Origin of the sequence: Corynebacterium glutamicum ATCC 13032 (assembly GCF_000011325.1) — a bacterium.
Lineage (GTDB): Bacteria > Actinomycetota > Actinomycetes > Mycobacteriales > Mycobacteriaceae > Corynebacterium > Corynebacterium glutamicum.
In genome coordinates this window covers 3,283,461-3,309,401 of the sequence record NC_003450.3, presented here as the reverse complement: position 1 = coordinate 3,309,401, position 25,941 = coordinate 3,283,461, and the positions used below count along the sequence as shown (strand labels likewise).

The window sequence follows — 25,941 nt, the reverse complement described above, 5'->3', positions numbered from 1 at the left end:
TATGTTAGGTATCTCCTTTTGGCGAAACTATCGAAAAATAATTTTATTCAGCCGTGGATGAAGGGTGGCGGAGAAGCTAAAAAGCAGGGCAAAATTCCGCTTTGTTATCCACGTGGGCGTTCTCGATGTTTCTACAGCTCCATTCACATCGAAAAACGCCCATAACCATTGTTTCCACAATGTTGTCCACAGCTGTGGATAACTTTTCCCAAAAACGTTTATCCACAGGATAGCGCACTACCTGTGGAAAATGTGCATCAACCTCAAATTCGCTCTCACCTGCAGTTATTTGAATGTTTCCCTTGATCTCAAGGTGAACATTACCTGTTATCCACAGGTTGAAGTTTTCACAGGCTGTTGATGCTGTGTGCAATTTTCATTGTTACCCGCAGTTCAATCCACATGTCCAACCCCTGTGAATTCTTTGCCGAGTGGAGTTTGCCGGAGGGTGGCGTCGAAAAGCGTTTGGACGGGCGATATGCCCTCTCACCAGTGTTTAATGCCAGCTTTGTAATTACGGGTGCCCCCGCCGAATTGCCAAAGGACAGATTTGTTTTCGCAGGTCGTTTTCCCGTAAGCTAAACCAGTCTGTCACATCGTGTGACTCCCGGATCTTTGTCCAAACCTCTTGGTCAAATTTCCAGGCGCAACGAATGTGCTTGAGAGCAACACTTTCCATAAAGCGTTGCTGCGGTTTCATTCACGAATCTGCAATCTCAAAAAAAATCATCCAACGTTGGGTGATCCGTTCCCCCGGTATAGGGCTAGCGCGGAAATCTTCGCGCACTTTGTCCACTAGAACCGGTGTGTCCGGTGATCCGTCAACAAAATATTTAGGAGTGTTTCACATGGCAAAGGGCAAGCGGACGTTCCAGCCGAACAACCGTCGTCGTGCACGTGTTCACGGTTTCCGTCTTCGTATGCGTACCCGTGCAGGTCGTGCAATTGTTGCGGCTCGTCGTCGCAAGGGTCGCGCAAAGCTGACCGCGTAATTTTTTAGCGTCACCACAATAAATAAGGTGTAAGCAACAGTGCTTCCAGCGCAACATAAGCTGAACTCTTCCATGCAATTTCGCACGGTGATGAGGAAAGGGCGTCGCGCTGGCAGTAAAACTGTCGTTGTGCACCTGTGGGATAGTGCCGAATCGTTGGATGGCACCGAAAAACAGGGCGAAGTCGCCTCATTCGGTGGTCCGCGGTTCGGCCTTGTCGTTTCTAAGGCCGTCGGAAATGCGGTGGTTCGTCACCGCACCTCCCGACGGCTTCGTCATATCTGTGCAAGCATTGCAGAAAAATCACCAGAGCTACTCTCCCCCACTCATCACGTGGTGATCCGCGCGTTGGCGGGGGCTGGGAATGCAACCTCGGCGGAACTTGAACGAGACATCCGCTACGGGTTGGGGAAAGCTAGCCGTGTGCGCACCAACAAGTGATGATCCTTTCGACATCCCAGAACCGAAAAGTATTCCGGCGAAGACGGCAGCTTCTGCTGTTCGCTTCTACCAAAAGTATCTTTCGGGTCTTAAGATGGGTTCCACCTGTCGTTTTGATCCAGTTTGCAGCACCTATGCATTGAAAGCCGTCTCAGTTCATGGGGCTTTTAAGGGAACTATTCTCTCCGCTGCAAGGTTGTCCAAATGTGGGCCCTGGCATCCGGGTGGATTCGACCCGGTGCCGAACCATGGATTTTGGTCCACCGAAACGGTGACATAGAAGTCCTGCCAACAAGTACATAGTCCCTATTAATCCCAAGGAGTTTCGACTCACAGTGCTCAATTTCATTTATTGGCCAATTTCGGCCATTCTGTGGTTCTGGCATAAAGCGTTCAGCTTTGTGCTGAGCCCAGATTCCGGAATTACCTGGGCCTTGTCGATCATGTTCTTGACCTTCACCGTGCGTATGGTTCTGGTCAAGCCGATGGTCAACACCATGCGTTCACAGCGCAAGATGCAAGACATGGCTCCAAAGATGCAGGCCATCCGCGAGAAGTACAAAAATGACCAGCAGAAGATGATGGAGGAGACCCGCAAACTTCAAAAAGAAGTGGGCGTTAACCCCATCGCAGGCTGTTTGCCAATGTTGGTGCAGATCCCAGTGTTCCTGGGTCTGTTCCACGTGCTGCGCTCCTTCAACCGCACCGGTTCTGGCGTTGGCCAGCTGGAAATGACCGTTGAGCAAAACGCGAACACCCCGAACTACATCTTCGGTGTCGACGAGGTTCAGTCCTTCCTGCGTGCAGACCTGTTCGGTGCGCCACTGTCGTCCTACATCACCATGCCTGCTGACGCGTTCGACGCGTTCCTTGGCCTGGATGTCTCCCGCCTCAACATCGCGCTGGTTGCAGCTCCAATGATTTTGATCATTGTCGTGGCAACTCACATGAACGCGCGTCTGTCCGTCAACCGCCAGGAAGCTCGCAAGGCAGCCGGCAAGCAGCAGGCCGCTTCCAGCGATCAGATGGCCATGCAGATGCAAATGATGAACAAGATGATGCTCTGGTTCATGCCAGCCACCATTTTGTTCACCGGCTTCATCTGGACCATCGGTCTTCTTGTCTACATGATGTCCAACAACGTGTGGACCTTCTTCCAGCAGCGCTACATCTTCGCCAAGATGGACGCTGAGGAAGCAGCTGAGGAGGAGGAAAAGCGCGCAGCAAAGCGCACTACCGCTCCAAAGCCTGGCGTGAAGCCAGAAAACCCCAAGAAGCGTAAGAAGTAAAACTTCACTAAAAACCGCCAGCCCACGCACTAAGGGCTGGCGGTTTTTTGCTGCCTGCAGCGCGCCATTTTAAGCGCTTGTCGACGCTAAAAAGCACCATTCGGCAGCCAACACTCAAGCTTCTTAAGTTGAGTCGTTATAGTTGAGTGTTGTACCGCTCGATATCTTGCCCGAAGGGGACTTTTTTCATGACCACGCCTCCAGCAGCCGCTGAAATTTTCGGGGACAACCTCGAAAAAGCCATTGCATATCATGAATCTTTGGCAACAGATGGATCCGTCCGCGGATTCATCGGCCCCCGTGAAGTTCCCCGCCTGTGGGATCGCCACATTCTAAACTGTGGTGTCATCGGCGAAGCTATGGATGAGGGCATCTCTGTTGCAGATATTGGTTCTGGTGCGGGACTGCCAGGAATTCCTCTTGCTATCGCACGCCCAGATCTCAACATCACTCTCATTGAGCCATTGCTCAAGCGTTCGGTGTACCTCAACGAGGTAAAAGAAGCCCTGAACTTGGACAATGTCACCGTCGTTCGTGGTCGTGCTGAGGAAAAAGTGGTGCGCAAGCAGGTCGGATTGGTCGATATTGTCACCTCCCGAGCTGTTGCTCCACTGGGCAAGCTAGCGACCTGGTCGTTGCCGCTGGTGAAAATCGGTGGACGCATGGTGGCCATGAAAGGCTCCAGCGTTGAGGAAGAAATTGAGCGTGACGCCAAGGAAATCCGCAAGGCTGGCGGCACTGACATTAAGGTTTATACCGTGGGTGAGGCGCTGTTGAGCGAGCCCACAACACTTATTTCAATCCGCAGGGAAAAGTAACCATCCACTTCGGTGGAATGGGTACAGCGTTAAGCACTAATGTGGAATCGATGACGTGTGCATGAAGAATTCGCATGCACAGGAAGATAGGGATGGTTGACGTCGATGGAAGACACTACTTGGGAAGACACACCAATTGCTGCGGCGGCGCGTCGTGCAGCTCAGGTGATGACACCCAACTCCCTGACGTTGCCGAAACCTAAAGAACCACGCCTAATTACCATCGCCAACCAAAAAGGCGGCGTTGGTAAAACCACCTCCACGGTGAATTTGGCTGCGTCTTTAGCAATTCATGGGCTTAAAGTTCTCGTCGTGGATTTGGATCCGCAGGGAAATGCGTCGACAGCGTTGGGTGTCGAGCACCGCTCTGGCACCTTGTCATCTTATGAACTACTGATCGGTGAATGCACTGCTGATGAAGCAATGCAGCCATCCACAGCTAACGAAAACCTCTTCTGCATTCCAGCAACCCTGGATCTTGCTGGCGCAGAAATTGAATTGGTCAGCTTGGTCCGCCGCGAATACCGTTTGGCGGATGCGTTGGGCCGTGAGTTCATTGACAAGCACGATTTTGATTACATGATCATTGACTGCCCACCGTCTTTGGGTCTGCTCACCATTAACGCCATGACCGCGGTGAATGAAGTGCTCATTCCGATCCAGTGTGAGTACTACGCTCTGGAGGGCGTGGGCCAGCTACTGAACAACATCACTATGTTGCGTCAGCACCTGAACCGCCAGCTGCATATTTCCGCGATCTTGCTGACCATGTATGACGCCCGCACCAACCTCGCAGAACAGGTGGCCACAGAGGTTAATGATCACTTCGGTGACGTGGTGTTGGGTAACAAGATTCCACGTTCAGTGAAGGTGTCTGAAGCTCCTGGCTATGGGCAGACTGTCATTGAATATGATCCAGGTTCCAGGGGCGCCATGGCGTATTTGGATGCTGCTAAAGAATTGGCCACTCGTGGCGATTACTTGCCTAGCGATGAATCCGGTCCGATCGGCCTAAAACCTGCGAAATAGCAGTAAACTTCTTTGAATACGTTAATTGTTGTGCTGTACGAAAGGTGCGTCTAAGAGCGATGGCTCAGAACAAGGGTTCCGACAAGTCCCAGACGGAAAAGCGTAAGGGCGGTCTGGGGCGCGGTCTGGCCGCACTTATTCCCTCAGGACCAAGTAATTCCCCAGGTCTTGGTGGCGGTGCGGCTGACATCATTTTGGGCGGTACCGTGGGTGCGCGTACTGCTGCAGCTCCCAAGCGTGAGTCCACACCAGCAGCTCCTGCACCTGAGGCTCCTGCGCAGGCCGCTCCACAACACACTGAGGCCACAAAGCCAGAGGTAGTTCCAGAGCCAGCAGCTCCTGCTCCAACGCAGTCAGCACAGCAGGAAGCGCCGCAGGCACAGCCAGCACAGCAGTCTGAGTTCGGCGCATCCTACCTTGAGATCCCGATCGAGCAGATCCGCCCCAACCCGCAGCAGCCTCGCCATGAGTTTGATCCGCAGGCACTTGACGAGTTGGTGCATTCGATCAGCGAGTTCGGCCTCATGCAGCCGATCGTGGTGCGCAGGTCCGAGGATGGCTATGAGCTCATCATGGGTGAGCGTCGTTGGCGTGCATCCAAGCGAGCTGGCCTTGAGGTTATCCCGGCGATTGTCCGTGAAACTGAAGACAGCGCGATGCTGCGCGACGCCCTTTTGGAAAATATCCACAGGGTGCAGCTGAATCCTTTGGAAGAGGCAGCCGCCTACCAGCAGTTGCTGGAGGAGTTCGGTGTCACCCAGGCAGAGCTGGCCGATAAGCTGGGCCGTTCCCGTCCGGTAATCACCAATATGATTCGTCTGCTGGGCCTTCCAGTCAACGTGCAGACCAAGGTGGCAGCCGGTGTGCTGTCTGCAGGCCATGCACGCGCATTGCTGGGGCTCAAGGCCGGCGAGGATGCTCAGGACACCCTGGCGACCCGAATCATCGCTGAGGGCCTGTCTGTGCGTGCTACTGAGGAATTGGTGCTGCTGCACAACCGTGGTGATCAGGATGAGGAGAAGAAGCCACGCGAAAAGGCTGCAACTCCTGAGGTCTTTACCCGTGCGGCTGAGTCCTTGGCGGATAATTTGGATACCAAGGTCTCGGTGATGATGGGTAAGAAGAAGGGCAAGCTCGTGGTGGAATTCGGCGACAAGGATGATTTCGAGCGCATCATGTCCTTGATCCAGGGCCAATAATTTTAAGTTTGGCGCCATGCTCCAGGCTTCCCTTTTCCCGATCGTGCAGGAACACATAGATTTCCTGCACCCCCAGGCCCGCAAGTCGGTGTTTTGGGAGCTCGCACCTGAGGTTGCAGCTAAAGCTGATCCGGTGTTTGAGAAGGAAGCCTGGCTGTCCACCACGCTGCTGGAATATGAATCCTGCGGTTTCAACATTGGTTACCGCAATGGAACTCCGGCGTTGGCGTCGGTCATTTTCTGCGAGCGCGATGCCGCCCCGGGCGCGAAGGCGCTGCCTACGGCACCGGTGTCTAGCGACGCTGCGATCATCAGCAGCCTGTTCATCGACGAGGTTTTCCGGGGCACGGGCATGGAATCGGCGCTTCTCGACGCTTCCCTCATGGAACTCATTCGGCGCGACTACCCAGCCGTTGAGGCGTTTGGATACCGCTCGGAAAACACAGAAGCGGATGCGATCGCAGCTAGGCGTTTAGAAATCGGCCTGATTGATGTGGAGGCGTTAGAATCAGCCGGTTTCGAAGTGGTTGCTGACCATCCCGTGTTACCCCGTCTGCGGATGGAATTACCACCCGCAACGGTGCTGCTCACAGCTAAGGATGCCCAGCGACTCCTTCAAGAGATGGGCGCGATTTAGCCAGCCTGCTCTGATTGCAACAGCTCAGAGAACTTGAAGGTTCCGGTCTTGGGCTGTGCTTCCTCATCAAGGAGGTACAGGCGCTTGACGGCGACAACGATGGCTTCGGCAATGTGATCACGCATTTGTGGATCAGTCAGAACTGCCAGGTCATCGGGGTTGGTGAGGTAACCGGTGACAACTTCCACCATGGGCATGCGCGTGAGGCGCAGCAGATCCCAGGTACGGGCATGGCTGCCACAGTTGTTCAGTGGGGTGCGGGCAACGATCTCTTTTTGGATGTACGCGGAGAGCGTTTCACCGGTCAAGGAGTTGGTGCCGTTTTCCGAACCGAAGTAGAAGCTGGCCACGCCGTTAGCTTTTTCATTCGGGTAGGAATCGCAGTGCAGGCTCAGCATGAGGTCAGCGCCGAAAGCATTCGCGATCGACGCGCGATCACGGCTGCTGGGATCATCCATGTGCGGGCGCGACAGAATGGTTTCCATGCCTGTTGCGATCATGCGACCTTCCAGGCGGGTGGCCAAATCCCAGAGGATTTCTTCCTCAGAGATCTCACCGTAGGGGCCTTTCACGATCTGACCCTTGTTGGAGCCCCCAAGCGCAGGATCAATGACCACACGCTTGCCAGCAAGACGTGGGCCTGCATTGCGCATGCGTTCGCGTTCACGGATAGCTTGAGCAGAGCCACCCTTGATGCGCAGACCAAGTCGGGACAGCGCACGGATGGTGTCAGGGCCACAGATGCCGTCTACCTGCATGCCGTAGTTGAGTTGGTAGTTCATCACAGCTTTGTGTGTGAGCTCGCCAAAATGTCCATCCACACGGTCGGCGTAGAAGCCGAGCTCTTGGAGATGGGATTGGATTTCTACAACGTCGTCACCAACAAGCTGGTTGCCGGGCTGGTAGGCCAGCACGCGGGTTCCCAGGGTGTAGGAGGCTTCGCGGATTGCGCGCAGGGTGGGGTCGTCAATAAGCCCGGAGGGAACGACTCCTCGAGCTTGCTGGAATGACTTGATGCTGAGGCTGAGTTCTTCGTCGAAAAGCGTCTCTTCTTCGTGGAACTTCTGGGATTCTGTCTTTGCAGACATCTCCCTGGAATAGCCTTCAATCACACCGAGGCGAGCGAGCGTAGTGCGCACTTCTGCCACGCGCGGGCTGCGATCGCCAACTCTCAGGACTTTAGACACCCTGCTCCTTCCATCATTCATGTTCAAAATTATCAATGGATATAGTTCATCCACGTGACTGCAGTAAGAATACCAGCTAGAGGTGCTTCTCTAGTTTTTCCACAATTTCGTTCTTGGGGCGCAGACCGACAAATTCCTCGACTTTTGCACCATTTTTGAAAATGAGAACAGAAGGAATCGACATAATCTGGAACATGGCACCCAAGGTACGCTCTGCATCGACGTCGACGCTGGCAACGACTGCCTTGTCGCCGTACTCGCCTGCGATTTCCTCAATGATGGGGCTGAGCTTCTTGCAGGGGCCACACCATTCTGCCCAGAAGTCAACGATGACTGGCTTGTCGGAATCGATGACGGTGGACTTGAAGGTCTGCTCGGTTACTGCAACAACATTGCTCATGGTTTCTCCTAAATTAACAATGACGGGACTCCTGGGGAATCCGACATTCATTGGTACATGGTTTGGTTTAAGGCTAACTGTGAATTAGGCCAGAGAAGCTAGGTAATGCTCTGCATCGATCGCTGCGCGGCAACCGGAACCAGCTGCGGTGATGGCCTGCTGGTAGTGGCTGTCCACCAGGTCGCCAGCAGCGAAAACACCATCAAGGTTGGTGCGGGTGGAAGGCTCCTGAACCAAAACGTAGTTGGAAGGATCAACCTCGACCTGACCTGCGAGGATTTCAGAGCGTGGATCATGGCCGATGGCAACGAACATGGCGGTGACATCCAAGACGGAATCTTCACCAGTGACGGTGTCGTTGAGCTTCAGACCGCTGACCTTGCCGTCTGCCTCGATGACCTCTTCGACAGTCTTGTTGGTGACGAAGCGAATCTTCTCGTTCTTCTGAGCACGCTCCAGCATGATGGCGCTGGCGCGGAACTCTTCGCGGCGGTGCACGATGGTGACACTGCGAGCGAACTTGGTGAGGAAGGTTGCTTCCTCCATCGCGGAGTCGCCACCACCGATCACGGCGATGTCCTGATCGCGGAAGAAGAAACCATCGCAGGTTGCACATGCAGAAACGCCGCGGCCGAGCAGTTCCTGCTCGCCCTTCACACCCAAGTAGCGAGGTGCAGAACCCATGGACAAGATGACAGCACGCGCGTGGTACTCATCGTCGCCGACCCACAGCTTCTTGATGTCGCCGGTGAGATCAACGCGGTCGACAAGCTCCATGTGCATGTCGGTGCCGAAACGCTCGGCCTGAGCGCGCATGTTTTCCATGAGCTCTGGGCCCAGGATTCCCTTTTCAAAGCCTGGGAAGTTTTCCACGTCAGTAGTGGTCATCAAAGATCCACCGTATTCATAGCCCTCGAACATGATGGGGTTGAGGTCAGCGCGGGCTGCATATACTGCTGCGGTATAGCCAGCTGGACCGGAGCCGATGATGGCGACATCATGAATCTTTGGTGCTACGGCAGATTGTTCTTCAGACATTGTTTCCCTCAAAGTAGTAAACGTAAAAGTGCAGCATCACGTGCACCATTCACCCTAGTTGTGAACTCACCGTTTTCAACGTCAGACACTTTGAAAAACTTCCATCAGTTGCTTTCGCACTGTATGGAGCCATCTTCGGGCCCGAAGAAATCTGCATGTAAAAGGGCGCGCAACGCTTTGCGTGCGCGCCCTCGGCGTGATTTAACGGTACCTACTTTGATTCCTTCGATTTCGGCCACATCTTCTACGGTGTAGCCGCCGAGGTCGACAAGTATTAAGGCGATGCGTTGATCGGGGTGTAATTGGTCGATGGCGGATCGAATTGTCATGGCGACATCGAGGTAGCCCAAGGGGTCGGTGGCTAGGCGAGGATCTTTTTCTAAATCGATTGTTGGTTCGTTAAGGATGGGGAATTCTACTTGGGAGCGGTGGGTAGCCCAATCGAAGCCGCTATTCAGGACAAGTTTGTGGAGCCACGTGCCGAGAGCTGCTTCTGCTCTATAAAGGTGCATGTTTCGGCTGGCGCGAAAGAGAGCTTCTTGGAGAATGTCTTGGGCGTCTTCTGGTTTCCGCCCGTATTTTCTGGCTGCCTGCATCATATGTCGTTCGTGGCGGTGAATGATGGTGGAAAATGCCCTGGAGTCGCCAGATATAAACTGTTTGACGAGTTGGGTATCGCTTAGGTCATGGTTTTTAGGCAGTACTGTCATAAGATCCCCCGCAGGTTGAGGGACACACCCCGTATCCCTTATGCGGCTTAGTATGGGCAGATTTTCCATTGAGAGATACTTCTCGGCGCCCACTCAAGTGGGAGGTGTCGCTGAGGTGCTACATACTTTGAGGGCTCTTCTTTCTGGAAAATACCTGTGAGCTGAAGCTATATATAAATTAAAAACGCCCGCCTTCAGTTAGTGAAACTGAGGGCGGGCGCACCTTAATGGGGGTCAATCACAAACGCGTAATTTACCAACCAACAAGTTGTACTTCAGCGATCTGCATCTGTGGATTGGTGTCTGAGGTTTGTGAGGAACGAACCTCATCGACCAGAATCACCACGGATTCCACCTGACCCGGAAGCTTGGAGGAATCGCGGATGCTGTGGCTGAGACTGCGGCCGGAATAATCCACGGTGCCGATCTCGATGCCTTCCGACAGGGAGTGTGGTGAGGCGTCGTTGAATGCGTAGATCTTCACGGTCGAGGTCACGTTGCTGTCGGAGCCGGTGCCGGTGGTCAAGATGACGCGGTCGAGGCGGGCAGGCGTGGACAGGTCAACTAGGAGGCCGTCGCCGCCGGTGGAGGTCCATGCGGTGGAGGTGTTGCCGTCGGTGACGTCGGTGACATCTGTTCCTGCACCGTCATCCCACGTGCGGGCTTGATCCAGATCCAGGTAGACCGGTGGCCCCACAGGTTCTGGTGTTGCAGAGGTGGTGGCTTCAACAGAGGCCAACGGGGATTGTTCGTTGGTGCTGCTGCCGAAGAAGCTGGTGAGGAACGCGGTACCGGCGGCCACCAGGGAAACCAAGATGATCACCACAGCGGCGATGGCTGCCATGCCCTTGACGGTGTAGTCGGAGGCACCGAAACCATCACGTGTCGCAGGCTTTGGTGTCTTTTCCTTCTTCACCACAAGGTGGGTTGGTTCCTCGGTGAACAGTCCGCAGGTGCGCATCGCCATGGCAAGTGATGCGTAATCGGGATTGTCTTCTGTAGCTAGCCCCTGGGCTTCAGTGACCATTGCCTTGACGTCGCTGGGAGCGAGGGTCGCGTCGATAAGCATCTCGGCGGCCGAGGCCAGGGACTTGGCGTCGCGGAGCTCTGAGGCATCGGGCAAAATCGCCGGGAAGGCGAGGACGGCATGGCCGTCGGTGTTGATGCGGATGCGGCACTTGTTGTCCAAGCCGGCCGGGATACCCATCTCGTGGGCCTCGCCGATGGTTTCAGTTAGTTCCGCGAGCGCGAACGCGGCGGCGCGGGGATCGGCACCGGATTCCGCGACGGCGCTCAAGCTGGAGCCAGGCACCCAATCGGCCACAATGAGGCAACCGTTGCGGTACGCCTCGGAGTGGATGTTGGGGGCTACCGCCAAGCTGCCCAAGCTGGCCAGCTTCTTGGTGCGGCGCTGCACCTCGTAGGCGATGCCCGCTGCGGCTGCCGAAGACAGTGGCGCAAATGGGGCGTTGCCGGAAGTATCCACAAAGATCAGCGCGACTTCCTTGCCGGTGGCGATCTCGCGGGCCTGCCAGAAACGCGCGCCTTGGACGCCGCCGTGATCGGCGAGCAGACGGAAACGACCGTCGCCGACTGGGGCGCCGGGAACCAGGCGAGGTCCGCGGACAATACCGGCGGACATCGGTGGCGGCACAGGGGTTGCTGCGAACTCGCTTGGCGCGACCAGCTGGGTGGAGAAATCCTGCTCGGAGACTTCGCCGACATCCAAAGAGATCTTGGTATTCGGGCGAATAAACCGGCTCAAACCTGGGATGCGGGTCAGTGCCTGGCCCAAGTTTTGGACCTCCGGCAAACCAGAACGTGACAACACGATGCCGGTGACGAAGATGAAGAAGACACCCAACACAGCCAGGTACAACAAGTAGCCTACGGAGCTTAGAGTGCCCAGCAAGAAATCGCCCACGACGGCTTGAATCAGCCACCCCAACGCCCATGCTGCTGCTGCACCAACCGCCGCAGAGCCCAACGCCCACAGGGAGGTTTTAGCCAAAGAGCGCATACCCAACAGGCCGAGTTTGTTGCGCAACAGATACGCGCCGATGACCGCGCCGGTGATGAAACTGAAACCGTTGGCCGCACCAAGAAGCACCACCACACGCTCCGGGGAGCTCGACAGCAGCGGTGCCAACAGGGAAAGCACGACCTTGGTGGCGGTGATGCCGGCGATGATGAAGGTTGGGGTCCAGACCTCTTCACGCGCATAAAACACACGCAGATGTAGCAGCACCAAAGCGTAAGGAATCAGCGTGAAAGCAGAGAAGCTCAGAGTCCAACCAAGGATGTTGGCGGCGTTGGCATCGAATTGGCCGTAGGCAAAAAGGCCATTGGCAATAGGGACACCGAAGGCGGTGAAGAACACCACGATGGGGATCAGTGCGATGAAGGTTAGCTTGGAACCCAACTGAAGGTCAGAGACTACTGCCCTATCATCGCCGTCTGCCGCGTTGCGGGACAGTCGCGGCATAATCGCGGTGAGCAAGGTGACGCCGATGATGCCATAAGGAACTTGCAGCAACATCCAGTGCTGCTGATAAATAAACGGCGCAGCATCGTCTGCAATCGACGCAATGCGAGTGGTGATGATGTAACCGAACTGGGAGATTGCCACGTACACGATGATCGCCATCGCCATGCCACCGAATTGCTTCAAACGCGCATCGATACCCCACAGAGGGCGCATATCAATGCCCGCGCGACGCAGGTACGGAATCATGATTAGACACTGTGCAACCACACCAAGGGTGGTGCCCACGCCGAGGAAAATGATCTGCGGATCAAAAATGCCCACCTGCTCATGCGGGTGCAAACGCGCAGGCAGCACCATGTACACGCCCAGCACGGTCAAGGTGATCACATTGTTGACAACAGGTGCCCACGCGCCGGGTTTGAACACTTCACGGGTGTTCAACACAGCCATGAACAGGGCAAACAGGCCGTAGAAGAAAATCTGTGGCAGCAGCCAATACGCAAAGGCCGTGGACATGACCACGTTGACTTGTCCCTCAGAGGACAGCATCATCCGTGTCAGCAGCGGCGCGCCGATAATCGACAGGATGGTGACACCACCCAGCAGCGTCACCGACAGGGTGAGCAGCCGCCTGAAGAACCCGGAACCGCCGTCGGCGTCTTCTTTTTCCGCGCGGGTAAGGACCGGAATAACCAGCGATGTCAGCACCGCACCCAACACGATTTCAGTGATCAGGTTGGGCAGCGTGTTGGCAGTGTTGAACGCCGAAGCGATGGCCGGCGACAGCGCCGCACCAATCATCACGGTGCGCAGGAAACCGGTGATACGACTCAGCAGCGTGGCTATTGCCATGGAGCCAGTCGAGCGCACCACATCAGAATCGGAGGTGTGCTTTTCTGGTTCCGGTTCTGCCGGGCGCGTCTGGGCTGCCTGGGTGGCGGATGCCGTAGGCGAGTTTTTCAAACTCGAGCGATCACCATCCGTGCGTGCGACAGCCTTCTTGCGCGCCTCGGGCACAGGCGCCGGCGGTGCTGGAGCAACGATCCTGCCACGCAGGCCGGACTGCTCCGAATTATTCGAAAGCGAAGAACTCACTTGTTGACCATTCATGTACGAGTGCGCGCCTTAACGGCGAGCACGGCGAAAATAACTATGCGATACGTTAGTGGGTTGGTGGCGGTTTGGGCGATCCCGTACCGGGCGAGCGCTTTTCGACGTTTCGTTTCTTCCGTATAAACAACAACCCTCCTACTGCCAGAATGCCCGCTGCCACGAAAAACAGCGTGGTGCCCAAATTCGGGCGAGGCTGGACAGTAATTTCCACAGGTTCACTAATGGTGGCCCCATCTGGGGATGCCAACCACAACGTGAGATCAGTGCGCAGATTGTCATCGGGCAAATCCGCAGTCATCTGCAAGGTGATGGAACCCTGCGCCGGAATACGAACCACACCCGGAGTATTGATGTGCGCATCCTGATTTCCGGAATACAAAATCTGAGTCTCCGCGGGCAATGGCAAACCGTTTTGCGCCACAATCAACAACGGAGACGATTCCGAGGTTCGGGTATACACATTTCCCGGCGGCAACAACGCCACAGAGCTACGCAGCTTCTGCAGAGTATCGCGGTTGCGATTAAGTAATTTATCGGCAGCAGAGGTTGCCTGGGTGTGGCGAGCTAACGAACGACGCTCACTGATACTCAACGCGCGCAGCAGATCTTGCCGCAGCGGTGCTGTAAACCCATAACGGGTCAGTGCAATGCTGGGATCATTGGACATGATGCCAGTGAGATCATCGATGTACTCCGCCTGCTGAGTGGTTCGCAGAATTTCGGTTTCCGTCAATGACGCAGGATCGTCGTAGGGTGCACCAAAAGCAGTGTCATCCGGTGGAGTTGTTGCTGTGGCCAAAGTATTTCTTTGTTCCGCATTGGCAGTGACATATTGCTGCAGGGAAAAAGGTCGGGCGGAGCCGTCGGCAAGCAAAGCCCCGGTGGTCTCAAGCAACATCGCGCCGTCTTCGGCGCCCAGCACCGCGCTCGGCATGATCAACACGGGAGAGTCTTCATCGCCGTTGTCCACCGTCAAGCGCAGCGCCGCCTGGCCGGTGAGATTGCGGGCGCTCTCAGAATCCATGGCGTAGTCATAACGCGAATCCGGATTGGAATAGCCCACAGTCTCAGGGTTTTGTCCCAAGGTAGCCAAGGTTGCCGATAACGATCCCTGATACGACACCCCAGTTATTCCCGGAGCCAAAGAGTGGAACCGATCCGCGCTCGTTGTGCGCCACACCGTGTTATCAGAAACCAACACGGACACCGTTGACATAGGGGTTGGCGGCGTCACCGTGCCTGGCGTTGGCTTAGGGTTATCCAATGCGCTTTGCTCTGTGGCATCAGGGGCAGCAACCAACTCCTCTGACTGCACCTCCCACGCCTGATCCGGATTAAGCGTTACTTCCGCCCATCCGAGATCACCCACGGTGGAGGGCTCCACAAAACCATTTCCAGGAATCACCACATTGGATTCCGGAATAACACCCAACACTTCTTCAAAGGTGGTGACACCTCGCTGTAGCGCCTCGCGCATCAACCACTGATTACCGGTTTGGCTCACTGCATTTAGATCAGCATTCGCCCACGGCAACGCCACGGTGCACGAGGTGGCTGTGGCCTGTCGGAGTTTCTCCAAGAAAATGGCAGCGTTTTCCGCACCCGTGCCCGCGACACCATTGGTGGGTTGATTATCGGCAGTCCACAACTCACGAAGCCGCTGATTCTGCCGCACCGTACTGGGACGAGTATCGGTCACGGTGTAACCGCCGGTCATGCGATCCACCACATCAAGAAGCTGCGGATCAATAGCAAGGCACGTGGCTTGCTGCACGGCGGGTGAAGACTGGAGGTAGGCGTCGATAAGCTTTTGCAAACGACCGCCCTCATCCAACTCGCCCGCAAGCGCGTCGGAACTGACCAGCAAAGGCGGCTCTTCCGGCGCCTCGCCGGTCTCACCACCCAACACATTCGTCTGGGCTGATATCGGGTAAATCATCGTCGTGGGGGTGGCGGTGTCTTCTGTATCAGTTGTATCGCTGAGGACTGGCAGAAGGAAACGCTGCGAATCCAAATGCTGCGCCACCCCATCAAGCTGCCCCGACAACGCCAACATCGTCGGATAAGAACCCGGCTGAGAAATCGACAAACTATCGGTAGAAATCTCCACCTCAGTCTCAACACTCTCCCCCGGCTCCAACTCATCATCAAGAGTCACCATCGCGCCGAAGTAGCCATAATTATTATCCGTCGCCGCCACCCGAGCACTCGCCATATCAAACGACGCCTCCGCACGACGCGCCTGCAACGTAATATTGCTCAACGTCTCCGACGAACGATTAGTCACCCGAACCTGCGCCTTAAAAGACTCCCCCACCTGCACAGTTAGATTGCTATTCGGCATGACAAAATCCGAGATCTCTACATCCACACCAGAAAGCTCATCATCAGCCCGCGCATTCGGATTCACCCACAACTCCGACACCGCCGGATCAGAAGGATCCAACGGAATCGGCAACGCATGAACAGGTGAAGCGCTAAAACCCACCACAGTGATGGCGGTCAGCGCTGAAACGAGGCGAAGAGTTTTGGCTTTGGGGTTCGGGTTGGGGTTCGGAATCACCTTGGGGTGGACCTTCCCTCCGCCTTTTCCTTCAAAGCAAACTCAGGCAACAAATCATGCGCCTGCCTAGCCAACTTCCGCTCATCCGCAAAAGCCAAATGCTCAATCAACTGATTCGCCGGAATCCACGCCACCTCAGTGACTTCTGGATCCTCATCATTCAAATCGCCATCAACATAACGCAACAAATGATGATGCACCGTCTTATGGATCCGCTTCCCTTCCGAAACGAACCAATAATCAATCACACCCAACTCAGTGAACACCTCACCGTGGATGCCGGTCTCCTCCCACACCTCACGCTCAGCAGTCGCAGCCTTATCCTCACCAGGCTCAACATGGCCCTTCGGCATCGACCACAACAAACGACCACGACGATCAAGGCGACCAATCAACGCAACATAAATCTTCGACAGATCAACCTCATTGTTAGCGTTGACCGCCTCAGCCAAACCTGACACCACGAGACCACCTGCGGAAGTCTCATCAGAAGTAACCAAACGGGACTGCTGCCACGCCTGATTCACCCTCGTGTTGGAACGCCTCCTGGTTGGAGACCTACGACCCTTACCCCTGCGGTTGTCCTGAGACTTCTGCTTATTCGACTGAGAGGTTTGGGTTTGGGTGTTTTGCTGGGAGTTTTGGCTGTTCTGGTTGTTTTGACTGTTTTGGCTGTGTTGTTGGGTGTTGTTGCTCTTCGGGTTCCTGCGGGACCGACGGCGCTTTGGCCTCTGAGAGGTTTTCTCAGAAGCTTGGCCCTGATTTTGGCCCTGCTGGTTCTGCTTTTGGGGTTGGGCCTGTTGGCTTTGTGGCTGGGCTTGGGGCTGATTTTGGGTTTGCTGCCCCTGTTGTCCCTGCCTGTTTTGGTTTGGGTTTTGGTTCTGACCTGAAGGACGGCGAGAACGGCGGCGGCGCCTGCGTTTAGGCGCTCCGCTAGTAGTCCCCTCGGGTTTCAAGTCACTCATTCAACCAATCGTATCGTGAGAGGTGGGTATTCGGTATTAATGAACCGCCCGGGGGTTAATTGACTCGCGTAGTGAGGGGTTCGGCGCCGTGTCGGCTGCTCAGATGCAAATCCCCACCACAAATCCCGAATTTTTGCGATTCTGTGGTGGATCCTTGCATTTTTGAGCCCTCAACGCGCGAAAATACACCACAAATACGTTCGATTTACTGATTTGTGGTGGATCCTTGCAATTGCTAAAAATGGCCCTCAAAACTCGACTCGCTGTGTGGCTTTCTAACGAGCTAACCTGTACTGATGCACCCTTTTACCCGTTCTTTGGCTGCGGGGCCTTAAACGGGCTCCTACGGTGCAAAGTGCGAAAACTTATTCTAATTTCACATTTAGAGCAGTTTTTGCCCACACTTCTACTGGGTAGACTCAGATTCGTGAATTCCCAGGATGCTCAGAACCAAGTTCCCCCACAGAAAGTGGACCAGGAAGTAGACCGCCTTGCTTTAATGGCGCGCGCTCACCAGGCAATTGGTGAGCTTTCAGACATCCTTGTGCCCCTAGCGGCAGCATTTTCCAGCAAGGGACACTCCCTATATTTGGTGGGCGGTTCCGTGAGGGATGCTTTCTTAGGTGAGTTGGGGCATGACCTTGATTTCACCACGTCGGCACGCCCTGAGGAGACAAAGGCGATCCTGGATGATTACGCCGATGTGGTGTGGGATACCGGAATTGCGTTTGGCACCCTTTCTGCAGAAAAGCATGGTCAGCAGATCGAAATCACGACATTCCGTTCTGATCTCTATGACGGAAACTCCCGCAACCCTGAAGTGACCTTCGGTGACACCTTGGAAGGCGATCTGATTAGGCGCGATTTCAAGGTCAACGCCATGGCTGTGGAGATCCAAGCCGATGGTGAATTAACTTTCCACGATCCAGTGGGTGGCTTGGAAGATCTACTTACCCACACTTTGGATACCCCAGCTACTCCGGAACAATCATTCAATGATGATCCTCTGCGAATGCTGCGCGCTGCCCGCTTTGTTTCCCAACTGAATTTCACCCTTGCACCACGAGTTATTACCGCCATGACTGAAATGGCGCAGCAGATTACTCGGATCACTGTGGAACGCATGCAGGTTGAGTTGGACAAAATGATCCTTGGCAAAAACCCTGAGGCTGGCATTGACCTCATGGTGGAGTCCGGTATCGCGCAGATTATTTATCCGGAGATCCCTGCGATGCAGATGACTCAAGATGAACACATGCAGCACAAGGATGTGTACGCGCACTCGTTGCAGGTGATGCGCCAAGCGATTGATCAGGAAGAAGATGGCCCTGACCTGGTGCTTCGTTGGGCTGCTCTGCTTCATGATTGCGGTAAGCCAGATACTCGTGACTTCAATGAGGAAGGCCGCGTGAGCTTCCATCAGCATGAGGTAGTTGGCGCCAAGCTGGTGAGGCGACGGATGCGCAAGCTGAAGTACTCAAAGCAAATGGTCGGCGATGTCGGGCAGTTGGTGTTCCTGCACATGCGTTTCCATGGTTTCAGCGAAGGCCAGTGGACGGATTCTGCAGTGCGTAGGTATGCCGCAGATGCGGGTGAATTGCTGCCACGTTTGCACAAGTTAGTGCGTGCTGATTGCACCACAAGAAATAAAAGGAAGGCAGCACGACTGCAAGCCACCTACGATCATTTGGAAGAGCGCATCGCGGAGATCGCCGCAAAGGAAGATCTTGCCAGGGTGCGCCCAGATTTGGATGGCAATGAGATCATGGAGATTCTGAACATCCAAGCCGGACCTGAAGTGGGTAAGGCGTGGGCGTTTTTGAAGGAGCTTCGTTTGGAGCGCGGTCCTTTGGATCGTGAAGTTGCCATCGCAGAGCTGAAGAGCTGGTGGGAAGGAGAAAACAATGAGTGATTTTTATGCCGACAGGTTGTTTAACGCGATGGAGCGCAATGAGGTAGCTCCAGGCATGTTGTTGGTGGCTGCGCCCGATATGGCGTCGGAGGATTTTGAGCGCAGCATCGTGTTGATCATCGAGCATTCTCCTGCCACCACTTTTGGTGTGAACATTTCTTCACGTTCCGATGTTGCTGTGGCCAATGTGTTGCCCGAGTGGGTGGACCTCACCTCGAAGCCACAGGCACTGTACATCGGTGGGCCGTTGAGCCAGCAGGCTGTGGTTGGTTTGGGCGTGACCAAGCCGGGCGTGGATATTGAAAATTCCACCAGCTTCAACAAGCTCGCCAACCGCCTGGTGCACGTGGATCTGCGTTCTGCACCTGAAGATGTGGCTGATGATCTTGAGGGCATGCGCTTTTTTGCGGGCTACGCGGAGTGGGCTCCGGGCCAGCTCAACGAGGAAATTGAGCAGGGTGATTGGTTCGTCACACCTGCGTTGCCGTCGGACATTATCGCGCCGGGCCGCGTCGATATTTGGGGCGACGTGATGCGTCGACAAGCAATGCCTTTGCCGTTGTATTCCACGTTTCCGTCGGACCCTTCAGATAATTAGATGAGTTCCGAAAATTTAAAAGAAATTCGCGGCGGAATCGGTGAGACTTTAACGGTCGGTTTGGGGCTGATTCCGCTGGGTTTGGCCTTTGGGCTGTTGATGGTCCAGACAGGTTTCGCCTGGTGGTGGACGCCGATTTTCTCCTTCGTGATCTATGCCGGTTCGATGGAATTTCTGGCAATCGGCATGGTCACCGCAGGTATCGGCCCGTTTTCGGCGGCGGTCGCTGGTTTCATGGTGAATTTCCGCCACATTTTCTACGGTCTCACCTTCCCACGCCACCGCATCAAGTCCGGCGCCGGCCGCGCCTATTCCACCTACGCGCTTACCGACGAGTCCTACGCCATCGTGTCAGCCCGCCCACCTGGCGATATCAGTGGCACGCGGGTGCTTACCGTTCAAATTTTGTGCCAAGCTCTGTGGGTTATCCCAGGAATTATTGGCGCCTTGGTTGGTCAAGTGCTGCCCGATGATCTAAAAGGCATGGATTTTGCCCTGACCGCGCTGTTTGTGGTGCTGGCGTGGGAGGCATTCAAAAATAACAAGGATTATTCGCTGCCATTATTCGCGGTGGTATTGGCTCTGGTTTCCGGTTTTGTGGCGCCCGAGCAGATGCTGGTTATCGCTTTGACCACGTACTTTTTGATCCTTCTTCTCCGCGTCCGCTTCCCCAACCTGGACAAGAAACTGGAGATCAGGACTTCCCATGAGTGAGTTTGGCCTGCCAGAAGGCGTCACGCTGCTCAACGTCGCCGCCGTGTTGATCCCCATCGCGATCATCACCTTGCTGCTGCGCATCTTCCCCTTCGCCGCGATGAAACGCGTCAACAGCAACCAACTCATGGGAGTTTTGGGGCGCACAATGCCAGTCGGAGTGATGGTCGTATTGGTCATTTACACGCTCTTTGGCCAGGTCAGTGCGCCAGGTGGTGTGGGTGCTTCACTGATCGCGGTGGCATTCACCGCGCTGCTGCACTGGTTGAAAGGCTCCGCCGGGCTGTCCATCGTCGGTGGCACCTTGGCCTACATGTTTCTGGTCAACGTCGTTTTTTAAAAGATGCTTCTCGACGCAAAAAGCCGCCCCCTCACCGTGAGCATTACGGTGAGGGGGCGGCTTTAAACTTTTCAGGGGTTTATGCAACAACCTTGTAGCCAGCCTCAACGACAGCAGCCTTGACAGCCTCGTCGGTGAAGTCTTCGCCGGTAACCTGCACGGCACCGGTTTCTAGGGTGACGTCCACAGCGGTGACGCCAGCAACCTCTCCGACCTCTTCCTTTACGGAGGAGACGCAGTGTCCACAAGTCATGCCTTCGACGGTGTAGTTCTTGATAGCCATATTATTGGCCCCTTTCTGTCGGGTATCTTCTAACAGCAGACAATATACCCCACTAGGGTATACTGCAAGTGGTTAATTTAACCCAGGGAACTTCGCTCCCGCTTCCAGCCACAGGCCTTCAAAAGTCTCCGCGGAGATAACAACCGCCTTGATATCGGGGAAATCCGCATAGGTATCTGGATGGGGAACCACTTCATTTGGCTCGTTATTCAGCTGGAAATTAGATCCGCCAATAACACCTGCACCAGTAACGACATCCCCTTCGGCAGTTCCTGCTAGTTCAATAATGCGCTGCATTTTGCACATCTGCACGCCGCCTTGAGCCTCAGATGGGGGAAGCTCCTGCATCTCTGCGATATGGATGGCGGTTGGGTGTCCAGGGATTTCAATTTCGGTGCGCACGATGATCGTTTTCGACATGCTCTTTAGCCTACGGATGAAATTTTTCAGACGGTAATGTCGGAATCCTCCACCTGAGGGGCTAGGTTTGAAGTGTGGTTAATTACGCATTCGTTATTGCAGGTTCAGAAGCTACCGGCGGCGCCGGCATCCAGGTTGATTTGAAGACCTTCCAGCATTTAGATGTTTATGGCATTGGTGCCATCACATGCTTGGTGGCCTTTGATCCTAAAGACAACTGGAATCACCGTTTTGTCCCGGTTGATGCGCAGGTTATCGCTAATCAGATTGAGGCCGCCACCGCAGCGCACGATCTTGATGTGGTGAAGATCGGTATGTTGGGTACTCCTGCAACGATCGATACTGTGGCAACCGCTTTGGAGGAAAACAGCTTCAAGCACGTTGTCCTAGACCCGGTACTGATCTGCAAGGGCCAGGAGCCCGGCGCGGCACTTGATACTGACACTGCCCTTCGCGCGAAGGTGCTGCCACAGGCAACCGTGGTTACTCCAAACAACTTCGAGGCCACCACCCTGTCTGGCCTAGACAAGCTGGAGACCATCGACGACCTGAAGGAAGCAGCCCGCCTCATTCATGAGCAAGGACCTCAGTACGTCGTTGTTAAGGGTGGCATCGACTTCCCAGGCGACAACGCTGTGGACGTACTTTTCGACGGCACCGACTACCACGTGTTCTCTGAACCAAAGATCGGCGACGAGCGCGTCTCCGGCGCTGGCTGTACCTTCGCAGCTGTCATCACCGCAGAGCTGGCCAAGGGCAACTCTGCCGTTGATGCAGTGACCACCGCTAAGCGCGTAGTCACCCGCGCAGTGAAGGACGCTGTCGCATCCAACGCACCGTTTACCTCTGTGTGGTTGGCGGAAGACAACAAGTAGAAATCTTAAACAAGCTCCCTTTTTGCGCGTTAAAAGCCGCATAAAGGGAGCTTTGCTATTGGATTTCAAACAGTCGTTGAAGGTGCAAAGCGTTGTTACAATTAGTTATGTCTGAAAATTCAACACCGATTTTCAAAGTTTGTACAACAGCGGAACTCCGGGCTGAACGACAAGAACTACTTGAACGGATGCGTCCCTTTAACCTGGAACAGATGCATCGCCTCTACGATGCAGATTTATTGAGCGTGGAAGAATCAGAAATGCTTGATAACTACAGGTCATTGGCTTGGCTCATTGACGGAGAAATTTTGTAGAAGAAAAACAAAAATGCCCCGGTCTTCACAAAAGTGAAGTCCAGGGCAAGTTCCTTTAAAAAACTGCTTAAACCAGCAATCCAATCACAAGGAACACCACTGCGAGCAGCGGGAACGTGCCTTGCTTGAAGGCTGCACCACGCTTGTCGGGTGAGCTCAAAGCCAACACTGCAGCGGCTGCCAGCATGGAACCGGTGCCAGCGAGTGCGAGGGCTGCGCCGATGCCAGTTGAACCAGCGAAGAGGAACGCAACACCCACGCCGGCGATGACTGCCAGGAAGAAGTTGTAGAAGCCTTGGTTGTAGGCCATCTCCTTGGTGTTCTCGGCGTCGATTTCGGTGGTGCCGAAAACTCCACGTGCTTTCTCACTAGTCCATGCGAATGATTCCATGTAGAAGATGAAAACATGCAGTAGAACTGCGAGGATGGCGAAAACTGCTCCGATAATGATCATGTGAGATCCTTTTAAATCAGGGGTCTAATGGGCCTTAAACGTTTAGAAACGAATGAGCACTTTTCCGGCACGGCCAGGCTCGCTGGAGGCGCGCACGGCCGAGACGATGTCAGCGGCATCAAAGGTGGAATCAACTGGAAGGGTCAATGTTCCATCAAGTATGCGCGCAATGAGCTCGCCGAACAACTGGGTTTTCTTCTCTGCTGGCATTTCGCGGCTGACTTTGCTTCCCCAGAAGCCCTTGACGGTGATGTGCTTGAAGATGACGGGGCCGGATGGGATTTCCATGATTGGGTTGCCCATGGCGCCGAAGGAGACGAGGGTGCCGCCTTCGCCAAGCAGTTTCACCAGGTCAGCTGCGGAGGATCCACCGACGGAATCAAGTGCGACGGCGATGCTTGCGCCACCGGTGATGTCTTCGACCTGCTTTTCCCAGCCTGGGGTCTCAGTGGAAACGACGCCGCTGATGTTTTGAGCAGCGAGTTCTTGGACACCGGCGTCACGGCGGACGAGACCAACGACATGGATGCCGCGGGATTCTGCCAGCTGTGCGAGCATGCGGCCGACGGCACCGTTTGCGGAGTTTTGGATCAGCCACTCCCCTGGTTTCATATCCAGGAAATCAAGAAGGCTGATGGCGCTGAAAGGCATTGCGACGAGCTGAGCTGCGCTTTCGTCGGAGAGCTGTTCTGGTACGGGAATGAGGCCGGAGGCGTCGACAAGCGCGTACTCCGCCCAGATGCCAAAGCTGGTGCCGGACGCAACACGCTGACCGACCTGCAAACCTTCGACGCCCTCGCCCAGGGCGTCGACGATGCCGACTGCCTCGGTGCCTGCGGCGGCCGGCAGATCTGGGACGAAGCCGTAAGAGCCCTTCACGGTCCACAAATCATGGTTGTGGATGGTTGCCAGCGTCACTTGAATACGAACCTGACCTGGGCCGGGAGTGGGAATTTCCTTCTCGGTAATCTGTAGGACGTCGGCGGGGTCGCCGAAAGTGTTGTGAGTGATTGCGCGCATGGTGGTGTTCCTCTCATCGCAATAGAAAATGGGTTCGCTATATGAACACCAAGCGTACTTTTTCCATTCCCCCGTGACGGCCGAGCAGTAAACTTGCAGGTCAATGCAACTTTTTAACCGTAGAAAGTTATGGCCAAAGACTGGCAATAGGTTAAGAACTTGCGTTAGGATAGCCTAATGCAATCTATTCGAACGACCTTCAGGTCGCTTTCACGCAGCGCAGTTATCGTGGGTACCGTTTTGGCTTTGGGTATCGCAGGATGTTCCACGGCCAGTGATGAAGCCACAAGCACCAGCGACGATGTAGCTGTCGGCGGCCGCCTATTTTCTACAGCGGATTCCGCCACCGCCGCTCTGGGAAGCGACGCCGAACCAGGCCAATTCCCCCGCACCGTTGTGCATTCACGCGGCGAAACTACCCTTGAGCAGCAGCCACAACGAGTCGTGGTTCTCGACAGCGGTGAAATCGACCAGGTTTTGAGCCTCGGCGTGACTCCCGTCGGCATCGCCAGCCCGAAAGACGCCTCCAGCCAGCCCGCTTACCTCGAAAATCAGCTGGCAGATGTACAAACTGTGGGCACCACGAGTGAGCTCAATTTCGAAGCCATCGCCGCCCTCAAGCCTGACCTGATTCTGGGCAGCAAGCTGCGCGTCGACGAATCCTACGATCAGCTCTCCCAAATCGCACCAACCGTGCTGAGTATTCGCCCCGGATTCCCCTGGAAGGAAAACTTCCTCCTCACCGCCGACGCGCTCGGTCTCGAGGGCAAAGCCGTCGAGGTTCTCAACGAGTACCAAACCCATGTCGATGCAGTCCGCGAGACCATCGACGGCAGCCCAGAAATCTCACTCGTCCGCTTCATGCCTGGTCGCACCCGCCTGTACGGAAACCTCTCTTTCATCGGTGCAATCCTTAAGGACCTGGGGCTTTCTCGCCCAGAGATCCAAAATATCGACGATCTTGCCGTGGAGATCTCCCCCGAAAACATCACCGATGCCAACGGCGACTGGATTTTCTACTCCACCTACGGCAAGCCCGAGGCCACCGAGCAGGACAACATTTTGTCCAACGAGCTGTGGCACAACCTCCCCGCCGTCCAAGAAGGTCATGCCCTGGAGGTCAATGACGAGAGCTGGTTCATGGGGTTGGGTCCTCTCGGCGCCAATGAAGTGCTCGACGACATCGAAAACATCCTCGGATCCTAGCCCCTCGACCCCGCAATTGAGCTGGTCAGCGCCTTGCAGTTTGTGCCGCGCTTAATTGCTTATCGACGTCCCCATCCCCCTCGCCAATGCTTCGGCGAGGGGTTCTATTTATTGTGTGTGCTAGCCTTTTCGCAATCGTTCAGCCCGCCCCGACGTCAATGTTGGGAGTGGGCTGGCGCATTCCATTCCTGATGGCCGTGCCACTAGGGCTTATCGGCTGGTGGATCCGCACCGGTGCCCAGGAAAATGTACGCCCCGCATCCGAACGCCCCGAAGCTCCTATTAAGCAGGCATTGCGTACTGAGTGGAAGATGATGTTGCGGGTAGGTGGCTTTATCTCTTGCACCGGTCTGAGCTTCTACATTTTCACCACGTACATGACCACTTTCCTGCGCAGCACCGTCGGACTGGAGGGCACGTTAGTGCTGGCTGGAAACATCATCGCTCTCAGCATGGCAGCAATTGTGGCCCCATTTGTTGGCCGCGCAATTGATAAATTCCCCCGCCGGAACATCATGGCTTTCGCTACCTTAAGCACAGTAATTATGGCGATCCCGGCCTACATCATTGCAGGTCAAGGTACTTTGACTGCTTCTTTGATTGCGCAGGTAATGCTTGGAATCGGCGCGGTTACCGCTAACTGCGTTACCTCAGTAATGATGGCCGAGGTCTTCCAAGAGGTCACCCGCGGTACTTCCGCCGGCATTACCTACAACGTCACTTACGCAATCTTCGGCGGCTCGGCTCCATTTATCTCCACCGCATTGGTCTCCTGGACCGGCAGCCCGCTGGCCCCTGCGGTATACATGATCATCATTGCGCTCTTCGCCTTCACCGCGTCCCGCTTCATTCCTGAAACCTCCCCAGTTTTTGTCACCGCAACCCCGGCCATTAAGGCACCAAAGGTGCTGGTCAACCCGGGTTAAACCACGCTTT

Annotated in this window: 27 protein-coding genes; 16 read left to right on the top strand and 11 right to left on the bottom strand. The window is 55.1% G+C overall.

All coding sequences use genetic code 11. From position 1 onward, the window contains the following. Positions 1–848: 848 nt before the first annotated feature. From rpmH to CGL_RS15385, 8 genes are all read left to right on the top strand, one after another. Positions 849–992, top strand: a complete 144-nt coding sequence (gene rpmH, locus CGL_RS15420; RefSeq protein ID WP_003855320.1) for a 50S ribosomal protein L34 — start codon at positions 849–851, stop codon at positions 990–992. A gap of 39 nt (positions 993–1,031) precedes the next feature. Next, the gene (rnpA, locus tag CGL_RS15415) at positions 1,032–1,433 is read left to right on the top strand and encodes a ribonuclease P protein component (protein WP_003860977.1); all 402 of its coding nucleotides are present in this window, start codon (positions 1,032–1,034) and stop codon (positions 1,431–1,433) included. Further along, on the top strand, positions 1,414–1,713 hold the full coding sequence (yidD, locus tag CGL_RS15410) for a membrane protein insertion efficiency factor YidD (protein ID WP_011266077.1): 300 nt from the start codon (positions 1,414–1,416) through the stop codon (positions 1,711–1,713). Before rnpA ends, yidD begins: the two co-directional genes overlap by 20 nt. Before the next feature lie 55 nt (positions 1,714–1,768). Then, entirely contained in the window at positions 1,769–2,722 is a 954-nt protein-coding gene (gene yidC, locus CGL_RS15405) for a membrane protein insertase YidC (RefSeq protein WP_003855313.1), read from the top strand. A 188-nt stretch (positions 2,723–2,910) separates the two neighbouring features. Beyond that, a complete protein-coding gene (gene rsmG, locus CGL_RS15400; RefSeq protein ID WP_011266076.1) occupies positions 2,911–3,540 on the top strand; it encodes a 16S rRNA (guanine(527)-N(7))-methyltransferase RsmG in 630 nt (209 codons plus the stop codon). Between the two features lie 105 nt (positions 3,541–3,645). Beyond that, complete coding sequence (locus tag CGL_RS15395) at positions 3,646–4,569, top strand: ParA family protein (RefSeq protein WP_003855308.1); 924 nt, start codon at positions 3,646–3,648, stop codon at positions 4,567–4,569. A gap of 59 nt (positions 4,570–4,628) precedes the next feature. After that, the gene (locus CGL_RS15390; RefSeq protein WP_003855307.1) at positions 4,629–5,768 is read left to right on the top strand and encodes a ParB/RepB/Spo0J family partition protein; all 1,140 of its coding nucleotides are present in this window, start codon (positions 4,629–4,631) and stop codon (positions 5,766–5,768) included. Between the two features lie 16 nt (positions 5,769–5,784). Next, complete coding sequence (locus CGL_RS15385; RefSeq protein ID WP_011015626.1) at positions 5,785–6,405, top strand: hypothetical protein; 621 nt, start codon at positions 5,785–5,787, stop codon at positions 6,403–6,405. On the opposite strand, the gene CGL_RS15380 is transcribed toward CGL_RS15385, so the two are convergent. The 7 genes from CGL_RS15380 to CGL_RS15560 all read right to left on the bottom strand — a co-directional run bounded on the left by CGL_RS15380 (position 6,402) and on the right by CGL_RS15560 (position 16,869). After that, on the bottom strand, positions 6,402–7,592 hold the full coding sequence (locus CGL_RS15380) for an N-acetylmuramoyl-L-alanine amidase (RefSeq protein WP_041625627.1): 1,191 nt from the start codon (positions 7,590–7,592) through the stop codon (positions 6,402–6,404). The two genes, CGL_RS15385 and CGL_RS15380, sit on opposite strands and share 4 nt — an antisense overlap. A gap of 76 nt (positions 7,593–7,668) precedes the next feature. Continuing rightward, complete coding sequence (trxA, locus tag CGL_RS15375; protein WP_011015624.1) at positions 7,669–7,992, bottom strand: thioredoxin; 324 nt, start codon at positions 7,990–7,992, stop codon at positions 7,669–7,671. Positions 7,993–8,076: 84 nt separating this feature from the next. Continuing rightward, entirely contained in the window at positions 8,077–9,030 is a 954-nt protein-coding gene (gene trxB, locus CGL_RS15370; protein ID WP_003855300.1) for a thioredoxin-disulfide reductase, read from the bottom strand. Positions 9,031–9,134: 104 nt separating this feature from the next. Further along, the gene (locus CGL_RS15365; protein WP_003855298.1) at positions 9,135–9,809 is read right to left on the bottom strand and encodes a sigma-70 family RNA polymerase sigma factor; all 675 of its coding nucleotides are present in this window, start codon (positions 9,807–9,809) and stop codon (positions 9,135–9,137) included. Positions 9,810–9,993: 184 nt separating this feature from the next. Then, positions 9,994–13,338 (bottom strand): virulence factor, encoded by a 3,345-nt coding sequence (locus tag CGL_RS15360; protein WP_011015622.1) that lies wholly within the window; start codon positions 13,336–13,338, stop codon positions 9,994–9,996. A gap of 52 nt (positions 13,339–13,390) precedes the next feature. Continuing rightward, positions 13,391–15,904 carry a hypothetical protein gene (locus tag CGL_RS15355; protein WP_011015621.1) on the bottom strand — a complete coding sequence of 838 codons (2,514 nt, stop codon included), beginning with the start codon at positions 15,902–15,904 and terminating at the stop codon, positions 13,391–13,393. Next, entirely contained in the window at positions 15,901–16,869 is a 969-nt protein-coding gene (locus tag CGL_RS15560) for an NUDIX hydrolase (protein WP_011015620.1), read from the bottom strand. Before CGL_RS15560 ends, CGL_RS15355 begins: the two co-directional genes overlap by 4 nt. Before the next feature lie 427 nt (positions 16,870–17,296). On the opposite strand from CGL_RS15560, the gene CGL_RS15340 reads away from it, so the two are divergent. From CGL_RS15340 to CGL_RS15325, 4 genes are read left to right on the top strand one after another with little or no spacing between them, the layout of a single operon-like run. Next, the gene (locus CGL_RS15340; protein WP_003855284.1) at positions 17,297–18,781 is read left to right on the top strand and encodes a CCA tRNA nucleotidyltransferase; all 1,485 of its coding nucleotides are present in this window, start codon (positions 17,297–17,299) and stop codon (positions 18,779–18,781) included. Further along, positions 18,774–19,379 (top strand): YqgE/AlgH family protein, encoded by a 606-nt coding sequence (locus CGL_RS15335; protein ID WP_003860953.1) that lies wholly within the window; start codon positions 18,774–18,776, stop codon positions 19,377–19,379. Before CGL_RS15340 ends, CGL_RS15335 begins: the two co-directional genes overlap by 8 nt. Then, entirely contained in the window at positions 19,380–20,093 is a 714-nt protein-coding gene (locus tag CGL_RS15330) for an AzlC family ABC transporter permease (protein ID WP_011015619.1), read from the top strand. It abuts the gene before it with no gap. Continuing rightward, positions 20,086–20,433, top strand: coding sequence for a branched-chain amino acid transporter permease (locus CGL_RS15325; protein WP_011015618.1), 348 nt, complete (start codon positions 20,086–20,088; stop codon positions 20,431–20,433). Before CGL_RS15330 ends, CGL_RS15325 begins: the two co-directional genes overlap by 8 nt. Before the next feature lie 79 nt (positions 20,434–20,512). On the opposite strand, the gene CGL_RS15320 is transcribed toward CGL_RS15325, so the two are convergent. Both CGL_RS15320 and CGL_RS15315 read right to left on the bottom strand, forming a co-directional pair. Further along, positions 20,513–20,716 (bottom strand): heavy-metal-associated domain-containing protein, encoded by a 204-nt coding sequence (locus CGL_RS15320; protein ID WP_003855276.1) that lies wholly within the window; start codon positions 20,714–20,716, stop codon positions 20,513–20,515. Positions 20,717–20,788: 72 nt separating this feature from the next. Continuing rightward, a complete protein-coding gene (locus tag CGL_RS15315) occupies positions 20,789–21,136 on the bottom strand; it encodes a hypothetical protein (protein WP_011015617.1) in 348 nt (115 codons plus the stop codon). Between the two features lie 74 nt (positions 21,137–21,210). Between CGL_RS15315 and thiD the strand changes: the two genes are divergently transcribed. Together thiD and CGL_RS15305 are read left to right on the top strand one after the other, a co-directional pair. Continuing rightward, entirely contained in the window at positions 21,211–22,011 is an 801-nt protein-coding gene (thiD, locus tag CGL_RS15310; protein WP_011015616.1) for a bifunctional hydroxymethylpyrimidine kinase/phosphomethylpyrimidine kinase, read from the top strand. Between the two features lie 107 nt (positions 22,012–22,118). Then, on the top strand, positions 22,119–22,325 hold the full coding sequence (locus CGL_RS15305; RefSeq protein WP_020948667.1) for a hypothetical protein: 207 nt from the start codon (positions 22,119–22,121) through the stop codon (positions 22,323–22,325). Between the two features lie 67 nt (positions 22,326–22,392). Here the strand turns inward: CGL_RS15305 and CGL_RS15300 are convergent, their stop codons facing one another. Beyond that, a complete protein-coding gene (locus CGL_RS15300) occupies positions 22,393–22,779 on the bottom strand; it encodes a DUF1304 domain-containing protein (RefSeq protein WP_011015615.1) in 387 nt (128 codons plus the stop codon). A gap of 42 nt (positions 22,780–22,821) precedes the next feature. Then, positions 22,822–23,799 carry a zinc-binding dehydrogenase gene (locus tag CGL_RS15295; RefSeq protein WP_011015614.1) on the bottom strand — a complete coding sequence of 326 codons (978 nt, stop codon included), beginning with the start codon at positions 23,797–23,799 and terminating at the stop codon, positions 22,822–22,824. A 177-nt stretch (positions 23,800–23,976) separates the two neighbouring features. On the opposite strand from CGL_RS15295, the gene CGL_RS15290 reads away from it, so the two are divergent. Together CGL_RS15290 and CGL_RS15285 are read left to right on the top strand one after the other, a co-directional pair. Next, on the top strand, positions 23,977–25,005 hold the full coding sequence (locus tag CGL_RS15290; RefSeq protein WP_011015613.1) for an ABC transporter substrate-binding protein: 1,029 nt from the start codon (positions 23,977–23,979) through the stop codon (positions 25,003–25,005). A 113-nt stretch (positions 25,006–25,118) separates the two neighbouring features. Next, on the top strand, positions 25,119–25,931 hold the full coding sequence (locus CGL_RS15285; RefSeq protein ID WP_011266071.1) for an MFS transporter: 813 nt from the start codon (positions 25,119–25,121) through the stop codon (positions 25,929–25,931). Positions 25,932–25,941: the final 10 nt, after the last annotated feature.

Coding starts and splice junctions, on each gene's coding strand:
- CGL_RS15360 (WP_011015622.1), bottom strand. CDS start 13,338: ATGAATGGTCAACAAGTGAGTTCTTCGCTTTCGAATAATTCGGAGCAG.
- CGL_RS15395 (WP_003855308.1), top strand. CDS start 3,646: ATGGAAGACACTACTTGGGAAGACACACCAATTGCTGCGGCGGCGCGT.
- CGL_RS15315 (WP_011015617.1), bottom strand. CDS start 21,136: ATGTCGAAAACGATCATCGTGCGCACCGAAATTGAAATCCCTGGACAC.
- CGL_RS15295 (WP_011015614.1), bottom strand. CDS start 23,799: ATGCGCGCAATCACTCACAACACTTTCGGCGACCCCGCCGACGTCCTA.
- rsmG (WP_011266076.1), top strand. CDS start 2,911: ATGACCACGCCTCCAGCAGCCGCTGAAATTTTCGGGGACAACCTCGAA.
- CGL_RS15305 (WP_020948667.1), top strand. CDS start 22,119: ATGTCTGAAAATTCAACACCGATTTTCAAAGTTTGTACAACAGCGGAA.
- CGL_RS15335 (WP_003860953.1), top strand. CDS start 18,774: ATGAGTGATTTTTATGCCGACAGGTTGTTTAACGCGATGGAGCGCAAT.
- CGL_RS15320 (WP_003855276.1), bottom strand. CDS start 20,716: ATGGCTATCAAGAACTACACCGTCGAAGGCATGACTTGTGGACACTGC.
- CGL_RS15300 (WP_011015615.1), bottom strand. CDS start 22,779: ATGATCATTATCGGAGCAGTTTTCGCCATCCTCGCAGTTCTACTGCAT.
- rpmH (WP_003855320.1), top strand. CDS start 849: ATGGCAAAGGGCAAGCGGACGTTCCAGCCGAACAACCGTCGTCGTGCA.
- CGL_RS15365 (WP_003855298.1), bottom strand. CDS start 9,809: ATGGAAAATCTGCCCATACTAAGCCGCATAAGGGATACGGGGTGTGTC.
- trxA (WP_011015624.1), bottom strand. CDS start 7,992: ATGAGCAATGTTGTTGCAGTAACCGAGCAGACCTTCAAGTCCACCGTC.
- CGL_RS15325 (WP_011015618.1), top strand. CDS start 20,086: ATGAGTGAGTTTGGCCTGCCAGAAGGCGTCACGCTGCTCAACGTCGCC.
- CGL_RS15560 (WP_011015620.1), bottom strand. CDS start 16,869: ATGAGTGACTTGAAACCCGAGGGGACTACTAGCGGAGCGCCTAAACGC.
- CGL_RS15290 (WP_011015613.1), top strand. CDS start 23,977: ATGCAATCTATTCGAACGACCTTCAGGTCGCTTTCACGCAGCGCAGTT.
- CGL_RS15390 (WP_003855307.1), top strand. CDS start 4,629: ATGGCTCAGAACAAGGGTTCCGACAAGTCCCAGACGGAAAAGCGTAAG.
- CGL_RS15330 (WP_011015619.1), top strand. CDS start 19,380: ATGAGTTCCGAAAATTTAAAAGAAATTCGCGGCGGAATCGGTGAGACT.
- trxB (WP_003855300.1), bottom strand. CDS start 9,030: ATGTCTGAAGAACAATCTGCCGTAGCACCAAAGATTCATGATGTCGCC.
- CGL_RS15385 (WP_011015626.1), top strand. CDS start 5,785: ATGCTCCAGGCTTCCCTTTTCCCGATCGTGCAGGAACACATAGATTTC.